The 15,698-nt window shown below is 70.8% G+C and carries 14 protein-coding genes and 1 riboswitch; of the genes, 7 read left to right on the forward strand and 7 right to left on the reverse strand.

Annotation, left to right across the window (positions count from 1 at the left end):
• A partial coding sequence (locus tag OKJ99_RS04225; RefSeq protein WP_326014366.1) for a DUF5691 domain-containing protein occupies nt 1-1,371 on the forward strand: 1,371 nt, incomplete at its 5' end.
• Nucleotides 1,372-1,498: 127 nt separating this feature from the next.
• Here OKJ99_RS04225 and OKJ99_RS04230 read toward each other — a convergent pair.
• Entirely contained in the window at nt 1,499-1,921 is a 423-nt protein-coding gene (locus OKJ99_RS04230; RefSeq protein ID WP_326014367.1) for a cobalamin B12-binding domain-containing protein, read from the reverse strand.
• A gap of 401 nt (nt 1,922-2,322) precedes the next feature.
• Between OKJ99_RS04230 and OKJ99_RS04235 the strand changes: the two genes are divergently transcribed.
• Both OKJ99_RS04235 and OKJ99_RS04240 read left to right on the forward strand, forming a co-directional pair.
• A complete protein-coding gene (locus OKJ99_RS04235; RefSeq protein ID WP_326014368.1) occupies nt 2,323-3,285 on the forward strand; it encodes a lipase family alpha/beta hydrolase in 963 nt (320 codons plus the stop codon).
• Between the two features lie 218 nt (nt 3,286-3,503).
• Nucleotides 3,504-5,114, forward strand: a complete 1,611-nt coding sequence (locus OKJ99_RS04240; RefSeq protein WP_326014369.1) for a M23 family metallopeptidase — start codon at nt 3,504-3,506, stop codon at nt 5,112-5,114.
• Between the two features lie 36 nt (nt 5,115-5,150).
• Here OKJ99_RS04240 and pcrA read toward each other — a convergent pair whose 3' ends face one another.
• On the reverse strand, nt 5,151-7,628 hold the full coding sequence (gene pcrA, locus OKJ99_RS04245) for a DNA helicase PcrA (protein WP_326014370.1): 2,478 nt from the start codon (nt 7,626-7,628) through the stop codon (nt 5,151-5,153).
• 186 nt (nt 7,629-7,814) lie between these two features.
• Nucleotides 7,815-7,966, forward strand: a riboswitch (cyclic di-AMP (ydaO/yuaA leader).
• An 8-nt stretch (nt 7,967-7,974) separates the two neighbouring features.
• Between pcrA and OKJ99_RS04250 the strand changes: the two genes are divergently transcribed.
• Nucleotides 7,975-9,174 carry a C40 family peptidase gene (locus tag OKJ99_RS04250; protein ID WP_326014371.1) on the forward strand — a complete coding sequence of 400 codons (1,200 nt, stop codon included), beginning with the start codon at nt 7,975-7,977 and terminating at the stop codon, nt 9,172-9,174.
• Nucleotides 9,175-9,258: 84 nt separating this feature from the next.
• Here the strand turns inward: OKJ99_RS04250 and OKJ99_RS04255 are convergent, their stop codons facing one another.
• The gene (locus OKJ99_RS04255; protein ID WP_326014372.1) at nt 9,259-9,612 is read right to left on the reverse strand and encodes a hypothetical protein; all 354 of its coding nucleotides are present in this window, start codon (nt 9,610-9,612) and stop codon (nt 9,259-9,261) included.
• Between the two features lie 303 nt (nt 9,613-9,915).
• Between OKJ99_RS04255 and OKJ99_RS04260 the strand changes: the two genes are divergently transcribed.
• The gene (locus OKJ99_RS04260; protein ID WP_326014373.1) at nt 9,916-10,956 is read left to right on the forward strand and encodes a C40 family peptidase; all 1,041 of its coding nucleotides are present in this window, start codon (nt 9,916-9,918) and stop codon (nt 10,954-10,956) included.
• Between the two features lie 18 nt (nt 10,957-10,974).
• On the opposite strand, the gene OKJ99_RS04265 is transcribed toward OKJ99_RS04260, so the two are convergent.
• A complete protein-coding gene (locus tag OKJ99_RS04265; protein WP_326014374.1) occupies nt 10,975-11,754 on the reverse strand; it encodes a class I SAM-dependent DNA methyltransferase in 780 nt (259 codons plus the stop codon).
• A gap of 8 nt (nt 11,755-11,762) precedes the next feature.
• Nucleotides 11,763-12,410 (reverse strand): LysE family translocator, encoded by a 648-nt coding sequence (locus OKJ99_RS04270; RefSeq protein ID WP_326014379.1) that lies wholly within the window; start codon nt 12,408-12,410, stop codon nt 11,763-11,765.
• 112 nt (nt 12,411-12,522) lie between these two features.
• On the opposite strand from OKJ99_RS04270, the gene OKJ99_RS04275 reads away from it, so the two are divergent.
• Entirely contained in the window at nt 12,523-13,053 is a 531-nt protein-coding gene (locus tag OKJ99_RS04275) for a cupin domain-containing protein (protein ID WP_326014375.1), read from the forward strand.
• Between the two features lies 1 nt (nt 13,054).
• On the opposite strand, the gene OKJ99_RS04280 is transcribed toward OKJ99_RS04275, so the two are convergent.
• Together OKJ99_RS04280 and OKJ99_RS04285 are read right to left on the reverse strand one after the other, a co-directional pair.
• On the reverse strand, nt 13,055-13,738 hold the full coding sequence (locus OKJ99_RS04280; RefSeq protein WP_326014376.1) for a response regulator transcription factor: 684 nt from the start codon (nt 13,736-13,738) through the stop codon (nt 13,055-13,057).
• A complete protein-coding gene (locus OKJ99_RS04285) occupies nt 13,735-15,042 on the reverse strand; it encodes an ATP-binding protein (protein WP_326014377.1) in 1,308 nt (435 codons plus the stop codon). The genes OKJ99_RS04280 and OKJ99_RS04285 overlap by 4 nt, the downstream gene beginning before the upstream one ends.
• A gap of 170 nt (nt 15,043-15,212) precedes the next feature.
• On the opposite strand from OKJ99_RS04285, the gene OKJ99_RS04290 reads away from it, so the two are divergent.
• Nucleotides 15,213-15,698: PspC domain-containing protein (locus OKJ99_RS04290; RefSeq protein WP_326014378.1), on the forward strand; the 486-nt coding region annotated here is incomplete at its 3' end.

Consider the following 15,698-nt stretch of genomic DNA (forward strand, 5'->3'; position numbering starts at 1 on the left):
GTCCTCGCGCGCGGCCCCCTTCATGCCCTGCTCACCGACCGCTCCGGCGGCACCGGTTCGCGCCGCGGCACCGCCCCCGACCTCCTCGAACTGCTCCCGCAGTGGCTGGCCACGGCCAACGCGCACGGCTACGCGCCCCCGCCCGAGCTGCTGCCCGCACTGCTCGACGCGGCGCGCGGCCGCACCGATCTGCGCCCGCCGGCCCTCACGTTCGCGGGGCCGCGCGCCCGGTGGCTGGCCCGGCTCAACCCGGACTGGAAGTTCGCGCTGCGTGCCACGCCGGGTGTCGGCGCCGTGCTGCCGGCTCCGGAGGAGAGCGAGCAGGTTCATCAGCGGTGGGAGGAGGGCCTGTTCGCGGAGCGGGTGGCGCTGCTCGCGTCGGTTCGGGCGCACGACCCGGCCGCGGCACGGACGCTCCTGGCCGGGACATGGGGCACGGAGCGCGCCGAGGACCGCCTGATGTTCCTCGACTCGCTGCGCACGGGGCTCGGCGACGCGGACGAGCCGTTCTTGGAGCAGGCGCTGACCGACCGCAGCAAGAACGTACGGGCGACGGCGGCCGAGTTGCTCTCCGCTCTCCCCCGCTCGGCGCTCGCCGCGCGGATGGCGGACCGGGCGCTGACCTGCGTGGCGCTCGACCGTGCGGAGGGGGCGATCGTCGTGGAGGCGCCGCACGAGTGCGACGCGGCGATGGAGCGGGACGGCATCGTGGCGAAGCCGCCGACGGGACGGGGTGAAAGAGCGTGGTGGCTCGGGCAGTTGGTGGAGTCGGCGCCGCTCGGCCGGTGGCCGGACCGGTTCGGCGGCCGGGGCCCGGAGGCGATAGTGGCGCTGCCGGTCGCCGACGACTGGCGCGGGGAGCTGCACGCCGCGTGGTGCCGGGCGGCGGTCCGGCAGCGGGACATCGCCTGGTCGCGGGCGCTGCTCGGGGCGCCTACGGCGTCGGACGCGGCGGGGCCCGGGGCGGTGTCGCTCGCCGAGCGGGCGAAGCTGCTCGCGGCGCTGCCGGGGGCGGAACGGGCGGACTGGGTGGCGGAGTTCATCGCGGCGCACGGGCTGTCCGAGGCGTTCCAGTTGCTGGGGGTGTGCGGCACGCCGTGGGCGCGGCCGCTCGGGCGTTCCGTGGTCGACGCGTTGAACATCGCGCGGGACGCCGGGAGTTACCCCTGGAGCTTCAGCGGGGTGATGGGGCTCGCGGAGCGCTGCCTGGCCCCCGAGGAGGTGGTGCGCCTCGACGGGCTCACGGCTGCCGTGGAGGAACCGGAGGGCTCGGCGCCCGGGGCCGGGGGGTACTGGACGGAGGCGTTTCAGCGCCTCGCCGGCACGCTTCGGCTGCGCCGGGCCATGCGCGACGAACTGGCTCCGCCGTGACCCGGCCCCGCGTCGCCGTTGCGCGGCACCGGGGGCGAGGTCACGGGGCTCCGCCCCGGACCCCGCTGCTCAATCGCCGCAGGGGCTTGGTTTGCCCCCGCGCTCAATCGCCGGCGGGGCTGGAAGGTCAGCCGCCGGATGCCGCCGGTTGCCGGACGTTGGCCCGGACCCAGTCGACGATGGAGGCCGTCGTGGCGCCCGGGGTGAAGATCTCGGCGACGCCCTTCTCCTTCAGCGGCGCGATGTCCCCCTCGGGGATGATGCCGCCGCCGAAGACCTTGATGTCCGCGGCGTCGCGCTCCGCGAGGAGCTCGATGACGCGGGCGAAGAGCGTGTTGTGCGCGCCGGAGAGGATGGAAAGACCGATCGCGTCGGCGTCCTCCTGGATGGCGGTGTCCACGACCTGCTCGGGCGTCTGGTGCAGGCCTGTGTAAATGACCTCCATACCGGCGTCGCGCAGTGCCCGCGCGATCACTTTGGCCCCACGATCGTGGCCGTCGAGTCCTGGCTTCGCGACGACCACGCGGATCGGCCCGGCTGCCACACCCATCACTGCCTCCCTGAAACGACTGCTCAAGCAAAAGTTGAAGCGACTGTTCAAAAGACTGATGCCCGAAGTGAACGAACGTTATCGACAGCATCCCGCAAGCCGCCGTTTCACGGTGCGGACCGAGGGGGAAATCACACGGTGGGACACATTCGCTGCGCGCCGCGACTGCCAGGCGGGACTCACCGCCAGATCCGGGACAGGCGCGAGGGAGCCGCTTCGAGGTCGCCGCGCCACCGCGCCCACAGCCGCAGGGCACGGTGGCACGGTGCTTCCGGCTGCCGTTCGGTCCGATGATTCGGCGCATCGGGCACGACCGGCGCCGCGGGACCGCTTCGGTCGGCTCTCATGAGCGCACACGGGGGACAGAGGCGTCCTCCCGTGTGCCGACGGGAGGTTGACCGATGAAGGTCACGAGGACCCTGCCCTTTCGCCCCCTCTGCCGCTTGCTGCCCACGAGACTGGCCGGTCTCTCGATCACGCTCCTGAAGGCGACCGCCCTGGAGCTGGCGATCCTCGCGGGCCACCTGCTCCTCTACCCCTCGGGCATCCTCCCGGAACGGCGGCTGCCCCTGGCGCTGCCCCGCCACCCCTCGGCCTATGTCCCGGTGGACATCGAAGACGTAGAAACCGGCACGGCGGAAGAGAACCCCCCGACAGAACCGGCAGAAGCGAGCGCCCCGACAGGAGCGGACACGGCACGCCTGCCCGCGCCCGACAAACCCCCGGTCCTCCTCCTGCACGGCTTCATCGACAACCGCTCCGTCTTCGTCCTGCTGCGCCGCTCCCTCGCGCAACACGGCAGGCAGCACGTCGAATCGCTCAACTACTCCCCTCTCACCTGCGACATCCGGGCCGCGGCCGCGCTGCTCGCCCGGCACGTGGAGGAGGTGTGCGAGCGGTCGGGCCGGGACAGGGTCGACATCGTGGGGCACAGCCTGGGCGGTCTGATAGCCCGTTACTACGTGCAGCGGCTCGGCGGTGACACGCGGGTGCGCACGCTCGTCACGCTCGGCACCCCGCACGGCGGCACGCATGTGGCGCCGCTCGCGGACGCGCATCCGATCGTCCGGCAGATGCGGCCCGGCTCGTCCCTCGTCGAGGAGTTGAAGCGGCCCGCGCCCGGCTGTCGTACGCGCTTCGTGAGCTTCTGGAGCGACCTCGACCAGTTGATGCTGCCCCTCGAAACGGCGTGCGTGGACCACGCGGACCTGCTCGCGCAGAACGTCCGGGTCACGGGCATCGGCCATCTCGCGCTGCCGGTGCACCCGGCCGTCGCGACCGGCATCCGCCAGGCCCTCGACGCGGAGCCCGCGGAAGGAGCACACGCCGCCGCCAAGACCGGCGGCGGTCTGACGGTCGCCTGACCGCCCGATCCGGGCCCGAACCGCGCCCGGGCGCGCCCAATTTGTCGAACGTGTCTCGAACTCAGGGCCAAGGAACTGTCCACAGTCCACCCAAAGGCGGCTGATTGCCCGTTTCCCCAGGCCCGGAAACCCGACGAAGATTGTCGCGCCCTCATACCGACGGGTACAGTCACCGCACTGCTCTGGCAGCCCCTGTTGTCGAGGCGAAAGAGAAGTTGGTGAACGACCGAAATCCGTCAGGGCCCGCGCCTTACGCGGCGTACGACGGTTACTCCGCGACCAGCTTCGCAAGCGATCCGCTCTTCGGCGACATGGCAGAGGACCCCTACGAACCGGGTTCCCACGCGACCGGCCAGTGGAACACGGCCCCCCAGCAGCAGTACGCCGACCCCTACGCCTCCGCGTACTACGACACCGGCACCTACGACGCCGCTGCCTTCGGTACCGGTTCCTATGACACCGGCGCCTACGACACGACCGGCACCTGGGCGACCGGCGGGTACGAGCAGGTCGCCGACATCCCGGCGCAGCAGCCCCGGACGATGACCGAGCAGCACGCCACGGGTCAGTGGGACACCTCGGCGTACGAGGCGCAGATGTACGCGGCTCAGCACCCCGACACGCAGAGCTTCGAGGCGCCGCCCTTCGGGACGCAGGCCTTCGACACGCAGAGCTTCGAGACCCAGAGCTTCGAGACCCAGTCCTTCGAGTTCCAAGGGTTCGAGGCGCAGCACTTCGAGGCGCAGGGCTTCGAGACGCAGAGCTTCAGCACGCACGACATGCTCGGCGCGCCCGACCCGCACGACACTCAGGGTTTCACCCACACCTTCCAGGCCCCGGTCTTCGGTACGACCGCGTACGACACGGGCGCGTACGACGCCACGCAGTGGAACGCCGCCGACGCCGTCGATACCGCGGAGCACGGGACCGGGACCGGGATCGCGGCCGAGCCCGAGCCCGAGCCGGTCGCGGAGCCGGCCCCCGAAGCCGACCACGCGCACGGGCCCGTCCTCGACTCCGCCACCGAACCCGCCCCCGCGGCCCCGCAGCCCACGTCACGCAGGGCCGGGAAGAACGTCTCCCGTGGCCGAGCGGGACGCCGCCGTCCGCCGGCCAAGCGGTCCGCGCTCATCACCGTCGTCGTGCCGTCGGTCTGTGTGGTCGGCGTCGCCGGGATCGCCGCGGCGAGCGTCGGCGGCGGTGGCGAGGACGACGGCAAGGAGACGCAGGCCGCGGCCGCTTCGGACGCGCAGGCCGTGAAGCCGGCCGTCGCCAACAACAAGCTGGACTCGCAGCTGAAGGACCTGTCCGCCGACGCGGGCGACTTCGCCGACCGGGCGAGCCGCACGCAGGAGCGGATCGACCTCAAGGCCAAGCAGGAGGCGGCGCGGAAGCAGGCCGCCGAGGAGGCCGCGCGCAAGGAGGCGGCCCGGCCCAAGTTCGTGCTGCCGGTGAAGCAGCACGGGCTGAGCGCCTTCTTCGGGCAGGCCGGCGTCAACTGGATGTCCCAGCACTCCGGCATCGACTTCCCCGTCTCGTACGGGACTCCGGTGATGGCCGCGACGGACGGCACCGTGAAGACGCAGTGGAACAGCGCGTACGGGAACATGGCCATCGTCACCGCCAAGGACGGCACGGAGACCTGGTACTGCCACCTGTCCTCGCACACCGTGATGAGCGGTCCCGTGAAGGCCGGTGACGTGATCGCGCGGTCCGGGAACTCCGGCAACTCGACAGGCCCGCACCTCCACTTCGAGGTGCGGCCCGGCGGCAGCGCGGCGATCGACCCGCTGCCGTGGCTGCGCAGCCACGGCATCAACCCGAACTGAGCCGCCCAAGCCCTCCCCCGAGCGGCTACAGCGCGACTACAACTTCTCGACCGGCGCGTACCGCAGCAGCAGGCGCTTCGGCTTCGGGTCGCCGAAGTCGATCGACGCCTCCGACTTGTCGCCCGTGCCCGACACGCCCACGACCGTGCCGAGCCCGAACTGGTCGTGCGTGACGCGGTCACCGACGGAGAGGGCCACCACCGGCTTGGAGTTCGCCCGGCTCGTGGCGAAGGCCGGCGTCGTACCCGTGCGGGAGCGCGAGGACGACAGGGAGGCCGCGATGCCGCCACCGATGCTCTTGGTCGAGGCCGCCGGCGTTGACGGGCCCGTGCGCTTCCAGTCCAGGTGGCCGGCCGGGATCTCCTCCAGGAACCGGGAGGGCGGGTTGTACGAGGGCTGGCCCCAGGCGCTGCGCATGGAGGCGCGCGTCAGATAGAGGCGCTGTCGCGCGCGTGTGATGCCCACGTACGCGAGGCGGCGCTCTTCCTCCAGCTCCTTGGCCTGGCCGAGGGAGCGCATGTGCGGGAAGACGCCGTCCTCGAGGCCGGTCAGGAAGACGACCGGGAACTCCAGGCCCTTGGCGGTGTGCAGCGTCATCAGCGTGATGACTCCGCTCCCGTCGTCGTCCTCGTCGGGGATCTGGTCCGAGTCGGCGACGAGGGCGACGCGCTCCAGGAAGTCGGAGAGCCCACCGCCGCCGGTCTCGGTCTCGCCCTCTTCGCCCGCCTCCTGCTCGAACTCCAGGGCCACGGCGGCGAGTTCCTGAAGGTTCTCGATCCGGGTCTCGTCCTGCGGGTCGGTGGAGGCCTGCAGTTCGGCGAGGTATCCGGTGCGCTCCAGGATGGCCTCGAGGACCGTGGCCGGGCCCGCGCCCGACTCCACGACCGTGCGCAGGTCCTCCATCAGCGTGTTGAACCGCTTCACGGCGTTCGCCGAACGGGCCGCCATCCCGTACGCCTCGTCGACGCGGCGCAGCGCCTGCGGGAAGGAGATCTTCTCGCGCTGGGAGAGCGCGTCGATCATCGCTTCGGCGCGGTCGCCGATGCCGCGCTTGGGCACGTTGAGGATGCGGCGCAGCGGCACCGAGTCCTCGGGGTTGGAGAGCACGCGCAGGTAGGCCAGGACGTCCCTGACCTCCTTGCGCTCGTAGAAGCGGACGCCGCCGACGACCTTGTAGGGCAGGCCGGTCCTGATGAAGATCTCTTCGAAGACACGGGACTGCGCGTTCGTCCGGTAGAAGACGGCGACGTCGCCCGCCAGCGCGTCGCCCGCGTCCGTGAGCCGGTCGATCTCGTCGGCGATGAACTGTGCCTCGTCGTGCTCGGTGTCCGCGACGTAGCCGGTGATCTGGGCGCCGGGCCCCTCGTTGGTCCACAGGTTCTTGGGGCGGCGCGACTCGTTGCGCTCGATCACCGCGTTCGCCGCGCTGAGGATCGTCTGCGTGGAGCGGTAGTTCTGCTCCAGCATGATCGTCGTCGCGTTCGTGTAGTCCTCTTCGAACTGCAGGATGTTACGGATCGTGGCGCCACGGAACGCGTAGATCGACTGGTCCGCGTCACCCACGACGCACAGCTCGGCCGGGTCCGCGTCCTCGCCGTCAGTGGGGCCGACCAGCTCGCGCACCAGCGCGTACTGCGCGTGGTTCGTGTCCTGGTACTCGTCGACCATGACGTGGCGGAAGCGGCGGCGGTAGTGCTCGGCGACGTCCGGGAACGCGCGCAGCAGGTTCACCGTCGTCATGATCAGGTCGTCGAAGTCCAGCGCGTTCGCCTCGCGCAGACGTCCCTGGTACATCGCGTAGGCCTGGGCGAGGGTCTTCTCGAAGCCGTCGGCCGCGGTCGCCGCGAAGTCCTCCTCGTCGATCAGCTCGTTCTTGAGATTGCTGATCTTGGCGCTGAAGGACTTCGGGGGGAACTTCTTCGGGTCCAGGTCCAGGTCGCGGCAGACGAGCGCCATGAGCCGCTTGCTGTCGGCGGCGTCGTAGATCGAGAAGGAGGACGTGAAGCCGAGCTTCTTGCTCTCCCGGCGCAGGATGCGCACGCACGCGCTGTGGAAGGTGGAGACCCACATCGCGTTGGCGCGCGGGCCCACCAGGTCCTCGACGCGCTCCTTCATCTCGCCCGCGGCCTTGTTCGTGAACGTGATCGCGAGGATCTGGCCGGGGTGCACGCCGCGCTCGGCGAGCAGGTACGCGATGCGGTGCGTGAGGACGCGGGTCTTGCCGGATCCGGCGCCCGCGACGATGAGCAGCGGGGAGCCGCCGTGCACGACGGCCGCCTGCTGGTTCTCGTTCAGCCCCTCCAGGAGGGAGGCCGAGTCGAGGACCGGGCGCGGGGCGCCGTCCCGGTAGTGCGTGTCCCTGCCTTCGGGCGCGCCGAGCTTCCCGCCGAACAAGTCGTCCGGCATCGGCTCCGGGGCCCCGTCGTCGTGCTCGGGGTCCGGGGGCGGCGGCGGGGGTTCCTCCGCGCTGTTCTGGAGGCCGGTCAGGAAGCTGTCGTCAAAGAGGCTGCTCATCGCTCTACGAGTCTAGGCGGCCCCACTGACAACCCGTGGCTGCCTTCGGAACTCCGAGGACCCTCCAGAGGGCAGATCACGAAAATGTATCGGGCATATCGAACATCAACCTTCACAGCAGCCACACGAGTTGGCTACGGTGCAGCCGGGCAGCCCGTCCCCCCGCCCGCGAATGTCGCGGCGAACGGGAAGCCCCCGCTGAGTTCCGTACGCCGTAAGGCAGGGAACCGGGGACCCAACCGACCTTGGGGTGAATCGGTCAGCCGACCGTAGGGCAGCCTTCCGCGTACCACGCCCGAACCCGACAGCTAACCCGGTAGGCGGACGACGGAAGGAGTCGCCTGCCTTGGCGTCGCACCGCAAGCCCCGCAGCCGTTCCCGGATGACCGGCGGCCTTCGCACGACCCCCGCGGTCGGCATCACGACCGCCGCCCTCACCTCCGTGGCACTGCTCTCGCAGACGGCACAGGCCGCGCCCGCGCAGCCGTCGTCGAAGCCGCGCCTCGAAGAGGTCCAGCAGAAGGTCGACACCCTGTACCGGCAGGCCGAGGTCGCCACCCAGAAGTACAACGGGGTGAAGGAGCAGACCGACTCCAAGAAGCAGCAGGTCGACAAGCTCCTCGACGATGTCGCGCAGCGCACCGACGAGATGAACACGGCCCGCCAGAAGCTCGGCAGGTACGCCGCCGAGCAGTACCGCTCGGGCGCTGTCAGCGACACCGCGACCATGTTCCTCGCGGACGATCCGGAGGACTACTTCTCGCAGCGCCAGCTGATGAGCCGGCTCACCGACGAGCAGAAGAAGTCGGTCGACGACTATCAGTCACAGGCGCGCGAGACCGCGAAGAAGCGCACCGAGGCGCAGTCGAGCCTCCAGGACCTCACCGAGTCGCAGACCGAGCTGAGGTCGTCGAAGGAGACCGTCCAGACGAAGCTCTCCGACGCGCGCAAGCTGCTGGCCGAGCTGACCGCCGAGGAGAAGGAGCGGCTCGCCGCGATCCAGAAGGCCAAGGAGGCGGCGGCCCGCAAGAAGGCCGCGGAGCTGGCCGCCAAGCAGAAGGCGGCGGAGGCGGCGAAGCGGGAGGCGGCCGAAAAGGCGCGCCAGCAGGAGGAGGCCTCCGGCTCGTCCTCCGGTTCCTCTTCCGGTTCCTCGGGGTCCTCCTCCGGCTCGTCGGACGCCTCGTACGCCACGAAGGCCGCGCAGGCGCTCGCGTTCGCCAAGTCACAGGAGGGCAAGCCGTACGTGTGGGGCGCCACGGGCCCGGACTCGTACGACTGCTCGGGTCTGACGCAGGCGGCGTGGAAGTCCGCGGGGATCTCGCTGCCCCGGACGACCTGGGACCAGGTCGAGATCGGCAAGACGGTGCCGCTCTCCGATATCCAACCCGGTGACCTGGTGTTCTTCTACGACGACATCAGCCACGTGGGCCTCTACATGGGCGACGGCATGATGGTCCACGCGCCGAAGCCGGGCGCGGTCGTGCGCGAGGAGTCGATCTACTACGACGGCACGTCGTCGATCCACAGCGTGGTGCGGCCGGCCTGATGTGCGCAGAAAAATGTCGCAGTTATACGTCTGACTGCGACATTTTTCTGAGCGGGCCCCACTCCGGGCCGGGAGACCGGATTCTCAGGTCCAGAGCACCGCGATGAAGATGTTGACGACGGTGAGCGCGCCGACGGTGATGAAGAGGCCCTTCTCCGCCTTCTCCTCGTCCCGCTTCACGTAGACGATGCCGAGGATCACGATCAGGAGCGCGAGCTTCACGCCGATCTTGATGTTGTTCACGGTGCTGCCGTCGGCCTGATTGAGGCCGACCAGGGCGACACCGGTCACCAGCATGGTCAGGGCGCCGTGCAGCATCGCCTTGTTGAAGCGGGCCGCGCCCTCCTTCATCGCCGACATCTGCGTGAGGAAGCCGCCGAGCAGCGAGGCGATGCCGATGACGTGCAGGCCGACGAAGAGGTGGATGAGTACGTCCATGGCTCGGAGCCTAACCGGACGCCCATGGCCCACTACGGGCGCCCCTTTGCCACTCTGTTATCACTCTCCGCCACCACCCGTAACAAACAGGCCAGTTACGAACAATCCGGCGCCAACCCGTTACGCAGAGGTTTAGCGTCCTTTCTCAGGTGACCGGCTCCCCACCGCCGCCCGGGCCAGGGGCGGCAGTCGGACACCACCGCCGAGAAAGGTCCGGCGGCGGCCCGCTCCCCCTGTGCGGGCCGCCGCCGGACGCGCGACCGGGGGTCGTGCGTTTCGGGCGGCCGTCCAAAGGAGGACCTTGTGCCGGCAGCGCACCGCAAGCCCCGACCGCGTTCGCTCAGCGGCGGGACGGTCCGTACCGCGGCCGCCCTCGCCCTCGCGTCCGCGGCCACCGTCACCGCCCTCGACGGCGGGGCGGCGCACGCGGAGCCCGAGCTCAGCCCGGCCCAAGTGCGGGCCAAGGTCGACAAGCTGTACCAGGAGGCGGAGGTCGCCACCCAGAAGTACAACGGGGCGAAGGAGAAGGCGGACGGGGCGCAGAAGAAGGTGGACGCCCTCCAGGACGAGGCGTCCCGGCGCACCGAATCCCTCAACTCCCAGCGCCAGAAACTGGGTTCGGTGGCCGCCTCCCAGTACCGCACGGGAGGCGTGGACCCGTCGGTCCAGCTGCTCCTCTCCTCCTCCCCCGACACCTACCTCGACAAGGCTGCCCTCACGGAGCGCGCCGGCGCCCGGCAGGCCGCCGCGGTCACCCACGTACGGGGCGAACTCCGCGAGATCGACCAGCTGCGCGGCGACGCCGACGACACGCTCTCCGAACTCCGCGCCAAGAAGGCCGAGCTGCAGGACAACAAGAAGAAGGTGAAGCGAAAACTCTCGGAGGCCCGCCGCCTCCTCGACCGCCTCACCCCTGAAGAGCGCACCCCCGCCCCCGCGCAGAGCGGGCACGCCTCACGCTCGACGGAACGCGCCGACCTCTCCCAGGCCCCCAACGCCCGCGCCAAGGCCGCGATCTCCTTCGCGTACGGCGCTCTGGGCAGTCCCTACGTATGGGGCGCCACCGGCCCCTCCGCCTTCGACTGCTCGGGCCTGACGCAGGCCGCGTACAAGGCGGCCGGGGTCTCACTCCCCCGCACGACGTACTCCCAGATCGACGCGGGACCCCGCATCCCGAAGTCCCAGCTCCAACCCGGCGACCTGGTCTTCTTCTACTCGTCCATCAGCCACGTGGGCCTCTACATCGGAGGCGGCAAGATGATCCACGCCCCGAACCCGAGCGCACCGGTACGGGTGGCCCCGATCGACGAGATGCCGTTCGCGGGGGCCACGCGGGTGGCGTGAGCCGCCGTTCAAGAGGCGCTACGCGGGCTTCTCCCACACCGACACGTGCCCCCGGCTCTCGCTGGTGAAGGGCTTCTTGGTCCACCCGTCCCACCGCGCCGTCGGCCGCAGGCCTGCGATGCGCGCCATCAGGTCGAGTTCGGCGGGCCAGACGTAGCGGAACGGGATGGTCCAGTACGAGGCCCTGCCCGTCTTCGGGTCCACGTCCACGTAGTTGGAGCTCATGGCCTGTGTCGCCACGTCGTAGCGGTCGAAGGCCCAGCGCGTGTCGCTCACCTCGAACGGCACGGCGTCCTGCCCGTACGGCAGCCGCCGCAGGTCCGGCACGCCGACCTCGATGACGAAGCGGCCGCCGGGGGCGAGATGGGCGGCCGCGTTGCGGAAGCAGTCGACCTGGGCGTCCTGCGTGGTCAGATTGCCGATGGTGTTGAAGACGAGGTAGGCGAGGGTGAAGTCGGTGCGGGCCGCGGTGGCCGTGGCGAAGTCGCCGATCGTGACCGGGACCCCTGCGCCGCCCGGCTTGGCCCGCAGCCGGTCCACCATCGCCCGCGAGAGGTCGATGCCGTGCACGTCGACGCCGCGCGCGGCGAGCGGCAGGGCGACCCGGCCGGTGCCGATGGCGAACTCCAGCGCGGGGCCCTCGCCCGCGAGTTCGGCGAGGAGGTCGATGGTCGGGTCGAGGATTTCCGGGGTGAACATGTCGGCGGACGAGCGGTCGTAGTCCGCGGCGATCCGAGTGCCGAAGTAGCCGTCGCGGTTGTCGCCGTTGTCGTGGCTGTCGTGGTTGTCGTCCGTCATCTCGTGGCTCACTCCGCCCGTCCCGTGGCCGCCACCGTCACGCCGAGGCCCACCATCGCGAGTCCGCCCGCGCCGCCGACCGCCGCGAGGCGGCGAGGGGAGCGGGCGAACCAGGCGCGGGCCGTGGATGCGGCGAGGCCCCAGAGGCTGTCCGAGGCGATCGCGATCACGTTGAACACCAGGCCCAGGAGCAGCATTTGGAGCACGGTGTGTCCCGCCTCCCGGTCGACGAACTGGGGCAGCACGGCCGCGAAGAAGACGATCGTCTTGGGGTTGGCCACGCCCACCGCGAAGCCCTCCCAGAGGGTGCGCAGCGTGCTGCCGCGGCCCGCTTCGCCCCGCTCCTCCTCGAACACCGCGCGCAGCGAACGCCGTTGGCGGATCGCCTTGACGCCCAGGTAGATCAAATACGCCGCGCCCACCAGCTTCAGCGTCATGAAGATCGCCACCGAGCGCTCGACGAGCGAGCCGATCCCGAGGGCCACGGCGATCACGAGGACATACGCCCCGAGCGTGTTGCCCACGACCGTCATCAGCGCGGCGCGGCGGCCCTGGGCGAGGGCGCGGCCGACGACGAAGATCACGCTCGGCCCTGGGATGACGATCAGCAGCAGGGACATCGCCGCGAAGGCGAGGAGGCGGTCGGTGGACATCATGGGATCCATGGAGCCACATGCGCGGCCAAGAACGCACCTGGATAACGGCTCCGCCGAATCTACGCACCTCAGCGCATTGCCAACCCTCCCCCGCCCCCGCACGCTGCCCCTCATGACCGACGGAATGACCGACGGACTTCTGCTCTCCCCCGGCGCCGGCCGACGGATCGAGACAGCGGGGATGACGCTCAAGGTCGGCGCCGAGCACACGCCACGGTGGTCCATGTTCGAGGCCGAAGTGCCGATGGGTTTCGACGTGGGGGCACATCTGCACCGGGAGGCCGAGGAGGTCTTCTACGTGCTGGAGGGCGAGCTCGACCTGCTCGCGTTCGAGCCGCTGGAGCGCACCCCCGGAGACTGGCGGACCTGGGAGTCCCGGGACGGCCGCAAGACCCTGCGGGGCGGGCCCGGCAGCGCCATGTACGTGCCTGCCGGGTGCCCGCACGCCTTCGGCAACCCGGGACCGGCCCCGGCCCGACTCCTGTTCCTCGTCGCCCCGGCCGGACACGAGGAGTACCTGGCGGAGATGGGCGAGCTGCTCGCATCGGGAGACGGGCCACCGCCCGCCGACGGCATCGCGGCGCTCCGGCTCCGTTACGACATCGAGCAGTTGACGCCGCTCGTGCCGGGCCGCCGGCCCTGACTCACACCAGCCGCCGCGCCGTCGCCCACCGCGTCAGCTCGTGGCGGTTGGAGAGCTGGAGCTTGCGCAGCACCGCCGAGACGTGCGACTCGACCGTCTTCACCGAGATGAAGAGCTGCTTCGCGATCTCCTTGTACGCGTAGCCGCGGGCGATGAGGCGCAGGACCTCGCGCTCGCGCTGCGTAAGACGGTCCAGGTCCTCGTCCACCGGGGGCGCGTCCGTCGAGGCGAAGGCGTCGAGGACGAAACCGGCGAGGCGGGGCGAGAACACCGCGTCGCCCTCCTGGACCCGGAAGATGGAGTCGACGAGGTCCGTACCGGTGATCGTCTTCGTGACGTAGCCGCGGGCGCCGCCACGGATCACGCCGATCACGTCCTCCGCCGCGTCCGAGACCGACAGCGCGAGGAAGCGCACCGGGTTCTCCGCGTCCGACATCATCTGGGCGCTGCGGCGCAGTACTTCGACGCCTCCGCCGCCGGGGAGGTGCACGTCGAGGAGGACCACCTCGGGCCGCGTCGCCGTGATCACCGTGACCGCCTGGTCGACGTCGGCGGCCTCGCCGACCACTTCGACGCCCGTCTCCTCCGTGCGGCCGATCTCCGCCTGGACGCCGGTGCGGAACATCCGGTGGTCGTCGACCAGGACCACTCGTACCCGTCGTGTCTGAGCTGCCTCGTCGGTCATGACGTCCCTTCCACCCTCTTCATGGTCAGTTCGACCTCCGTGCCGCCGTCCGGCACCGCCCGCAGCCGGGCCGTCCCGCCGTTGCGTTCCATCCGGCCGATGATGGATTCTCTTACGCCCATGCGGTCGGGCGGGATGGAATCGAGGTCGAAGCCGGGGCCCCGGTCGCGTACGGAGACGAAGACCTCTTCCCCGTCGACGTCGCCCACGACCTCCGCGTACACCTGGACCGCGCCGCCCCCGCCACCGTACTTGGCGGCGTTCACCATCGCTTCCCTCGCGGCCTGCATCTGCGCCGACAACTGCTCGTCGAGCAGGGTGTCGCCCACCACCACGACCTCCAGCGGGACCCCGTGCTTGTCCTCGACCTCGGCCGCGTCGCGCTTCACCGCCTCCGCCACCGTCACCGGCTCCTGCGGGTTCTCCGCGGCGGCCGGTTTGTACAGCCACGCCCGCAGGTCGCGCTCCTGGGCGCGGGCGAGGCGGCGCACCTCGGCAGGACTGTCCGCGTTGCGCTGGATCAGGGTGAGCGTGTGCAGGACCGAGTCGTGCACATGGGCCGCGACCTCCGCCCGCTCCTGCGCGCGGATGCGCATCAGGCGCTCCTCGGAGAGGTCCTGCGTCATACGGATCAGGTAGGGGCCTGCGAGGAGCGCGATGCCCACGAGAACGGCGAGCGCCGCCTGGAGGATCGGGCCGATGTGCTCGGTGGCGCCCTGCGTGACGAAGATGCCGGTGCCGCCCAGGCCGACGAGCAGCACCCCGGAGGCCGCGCGGGCCAGGCTCAGCGTGCGACGGCGGCGGCCGACCTCCATCCAGCGGGCCCTGCGCGCGTTGTCGGCCTGCCGCCAGACAAGGGCGACGCCCGCCGCGACGAGCACGGTGGGGATCAGATACGCCTTGGTGTTGCCGGTCAGGTTCACGTTCTCCACGAAGATCATCGCTACGACGACCATCAGGAGCAGGGCGAGGATCTGGCCCTTGTCCGGCTTGCGCGTCACCAGCCGGCGGCGGCCGTCGGAGGACGTCTCCGTACTGAGGACGGGCGGGCGGTCCGCGCCCACGCCGCCCACGCCCAGCGGCACGAAGAACCAGAACGCCGCGTACAGCAGCGCCCCGAGCCCGTCCGCCATGAACAGGCCCACGAAGACCAGGCGCACCCAGATCACCGGCAGCCCGAGATGCCCCGCGAGGCCCCGCGCCACTCCGCCCAGCCAGCGTCCGTCGCTGCTGCGGTAGAGCTTGCGCGGCGGCCGCGGGTCGTCTCGGTCTTCGGCGAGAGGGGCGGGCGCTGCTTCCGGCATGCCACCGATCGTCACATGAGCGAGAGGGGCCGGGCATCAGGGTCGGCCCCGGATACTTCCCTGATCTTCGGGCCGGGGGTCGTGCCCGCGACCGGCTCAGGGGCGATCTCAGGGTTCGGCCAGGGTTGTCCCTGCTGCCGCGGACGGGCCCCGACCGTCACGATGTACGTATGACGGAGCAGCCCCCTCAGGACACGGACACCGTGACCCCCGAGCCGCCCCCGGCCAGGCCGCCGCGCGGATTCCGCAGGGACCGGCGGTACAAGACGCTGGGCGGGGTGTGCGCGGGGCTCGGCCGGCACTGCGACATGGACCCGGTGATCTTCCGCATCGGCCTGTCGGTGCTCTCGGTGACCGGCGGCGTCGGGCTGATCTTCTACGGCTTCGCGTGGCTGTTCGCGCCGTACGACGACGAGGAAGAGAACGAGTTCCGCAAGCTCCTCACGGGGCGGGTGGACGGGCCGGGTCTTGCCGCGATCGTCACCGCGCTCGTCGGCTGCGGGGTGTTCCTCTCCATGCTGAACAACGGAGGCGCGCTGACCTTCGCCGTCGTACTCGCCCTGCTACTGGCCGGCGCCGGTTACTGGTCGCAGGCGCGGCGCGGCGCCGCGCCCGACCCGGTAGCGGCCGGCTTCCTGGACGAGGTCGGCGAAGCG

It is taken from the genome of Streptomyces endophyticus (assembly GCF_035798155.1).
Classification (GTDB): Bacteria; Actinomycetota; Actinomycetes; order Streptomycetales; family Streptomycetaceae; genus Streptomyces; species Streptomyces endophyticus.

What these genes read in the sequence shown, in the direction of transcription:
- OKJ99_RS04275 (WP_326014375.1), top strand. Translation starts at nt 12,523, where the DNA reads ATGACCGACGGAATGACCGACGGACTTCTGCTCTCCCCCGGCGCCGGC.
- OKJ99_RS04255 (WP_326014372.1), bottom strand. Translation starts at nt 9,612, where the DNA reads ATGGACGTACTCATCCACCTCTTCGTCGGCCTGCACGTCATCGGCATC.
- OKJ99_RS04285 (WP_326014377.1), bottom strand. Translation starts at nt 15,042, where the DNA reads ATGCCGGAAGCAGCGCCCGCCCCTCTCGCCGAAGACCGAGACGACCCG.
- OKJ99_RS04265 (WP_326014374.1), bottom strand. Translation starts at nt 11,754, where the DNA reads ATGACGGACGACAACCACGACAGCCACGACAACGGCGACAACCGCGAC.
- pcrA (WP_326014370.1), bottom strand. Translation starts at nt 7,628, where the DNA reads ATGAGCAGCCTCTTTGACGACAGCTTCCTGACCGGCCTCCAGAACAGC.
- OKJ99_RS04230 (WP_326014367.1), bottom strand. Translation starts at nt 1,921, where the DNA reads ATGGGTGTGGCAGCCGGGCCGATCCGCGTGGTCGTCGCGAAGCCAGGA.
- OKJ99_RS04270 (WP_326014379.1), bottom strand. Translation starts at nt 12,410, where the DNA reads ATGATGTCCACCGACCGCCTCCTCGCCTTCGCGGCGATGTCCCTGCTG.
- OKJ99_RS04235 (WP_326014368.1), top strand. Translation starts at nt 2,323, where the DNA reads ATGAAGGTCACGAGGACCCTGCCCTTTCGCCCCCTCTGCCGCTTGCTG.
- OKJ99_RS04280 (WP_326014376.1), bottom strand. Translation starts at nt 13,738, where the DNA reads ATGACCGACGAGGCAGCTCAGACACGACGGGTACGAGTGGTCCTGGTC.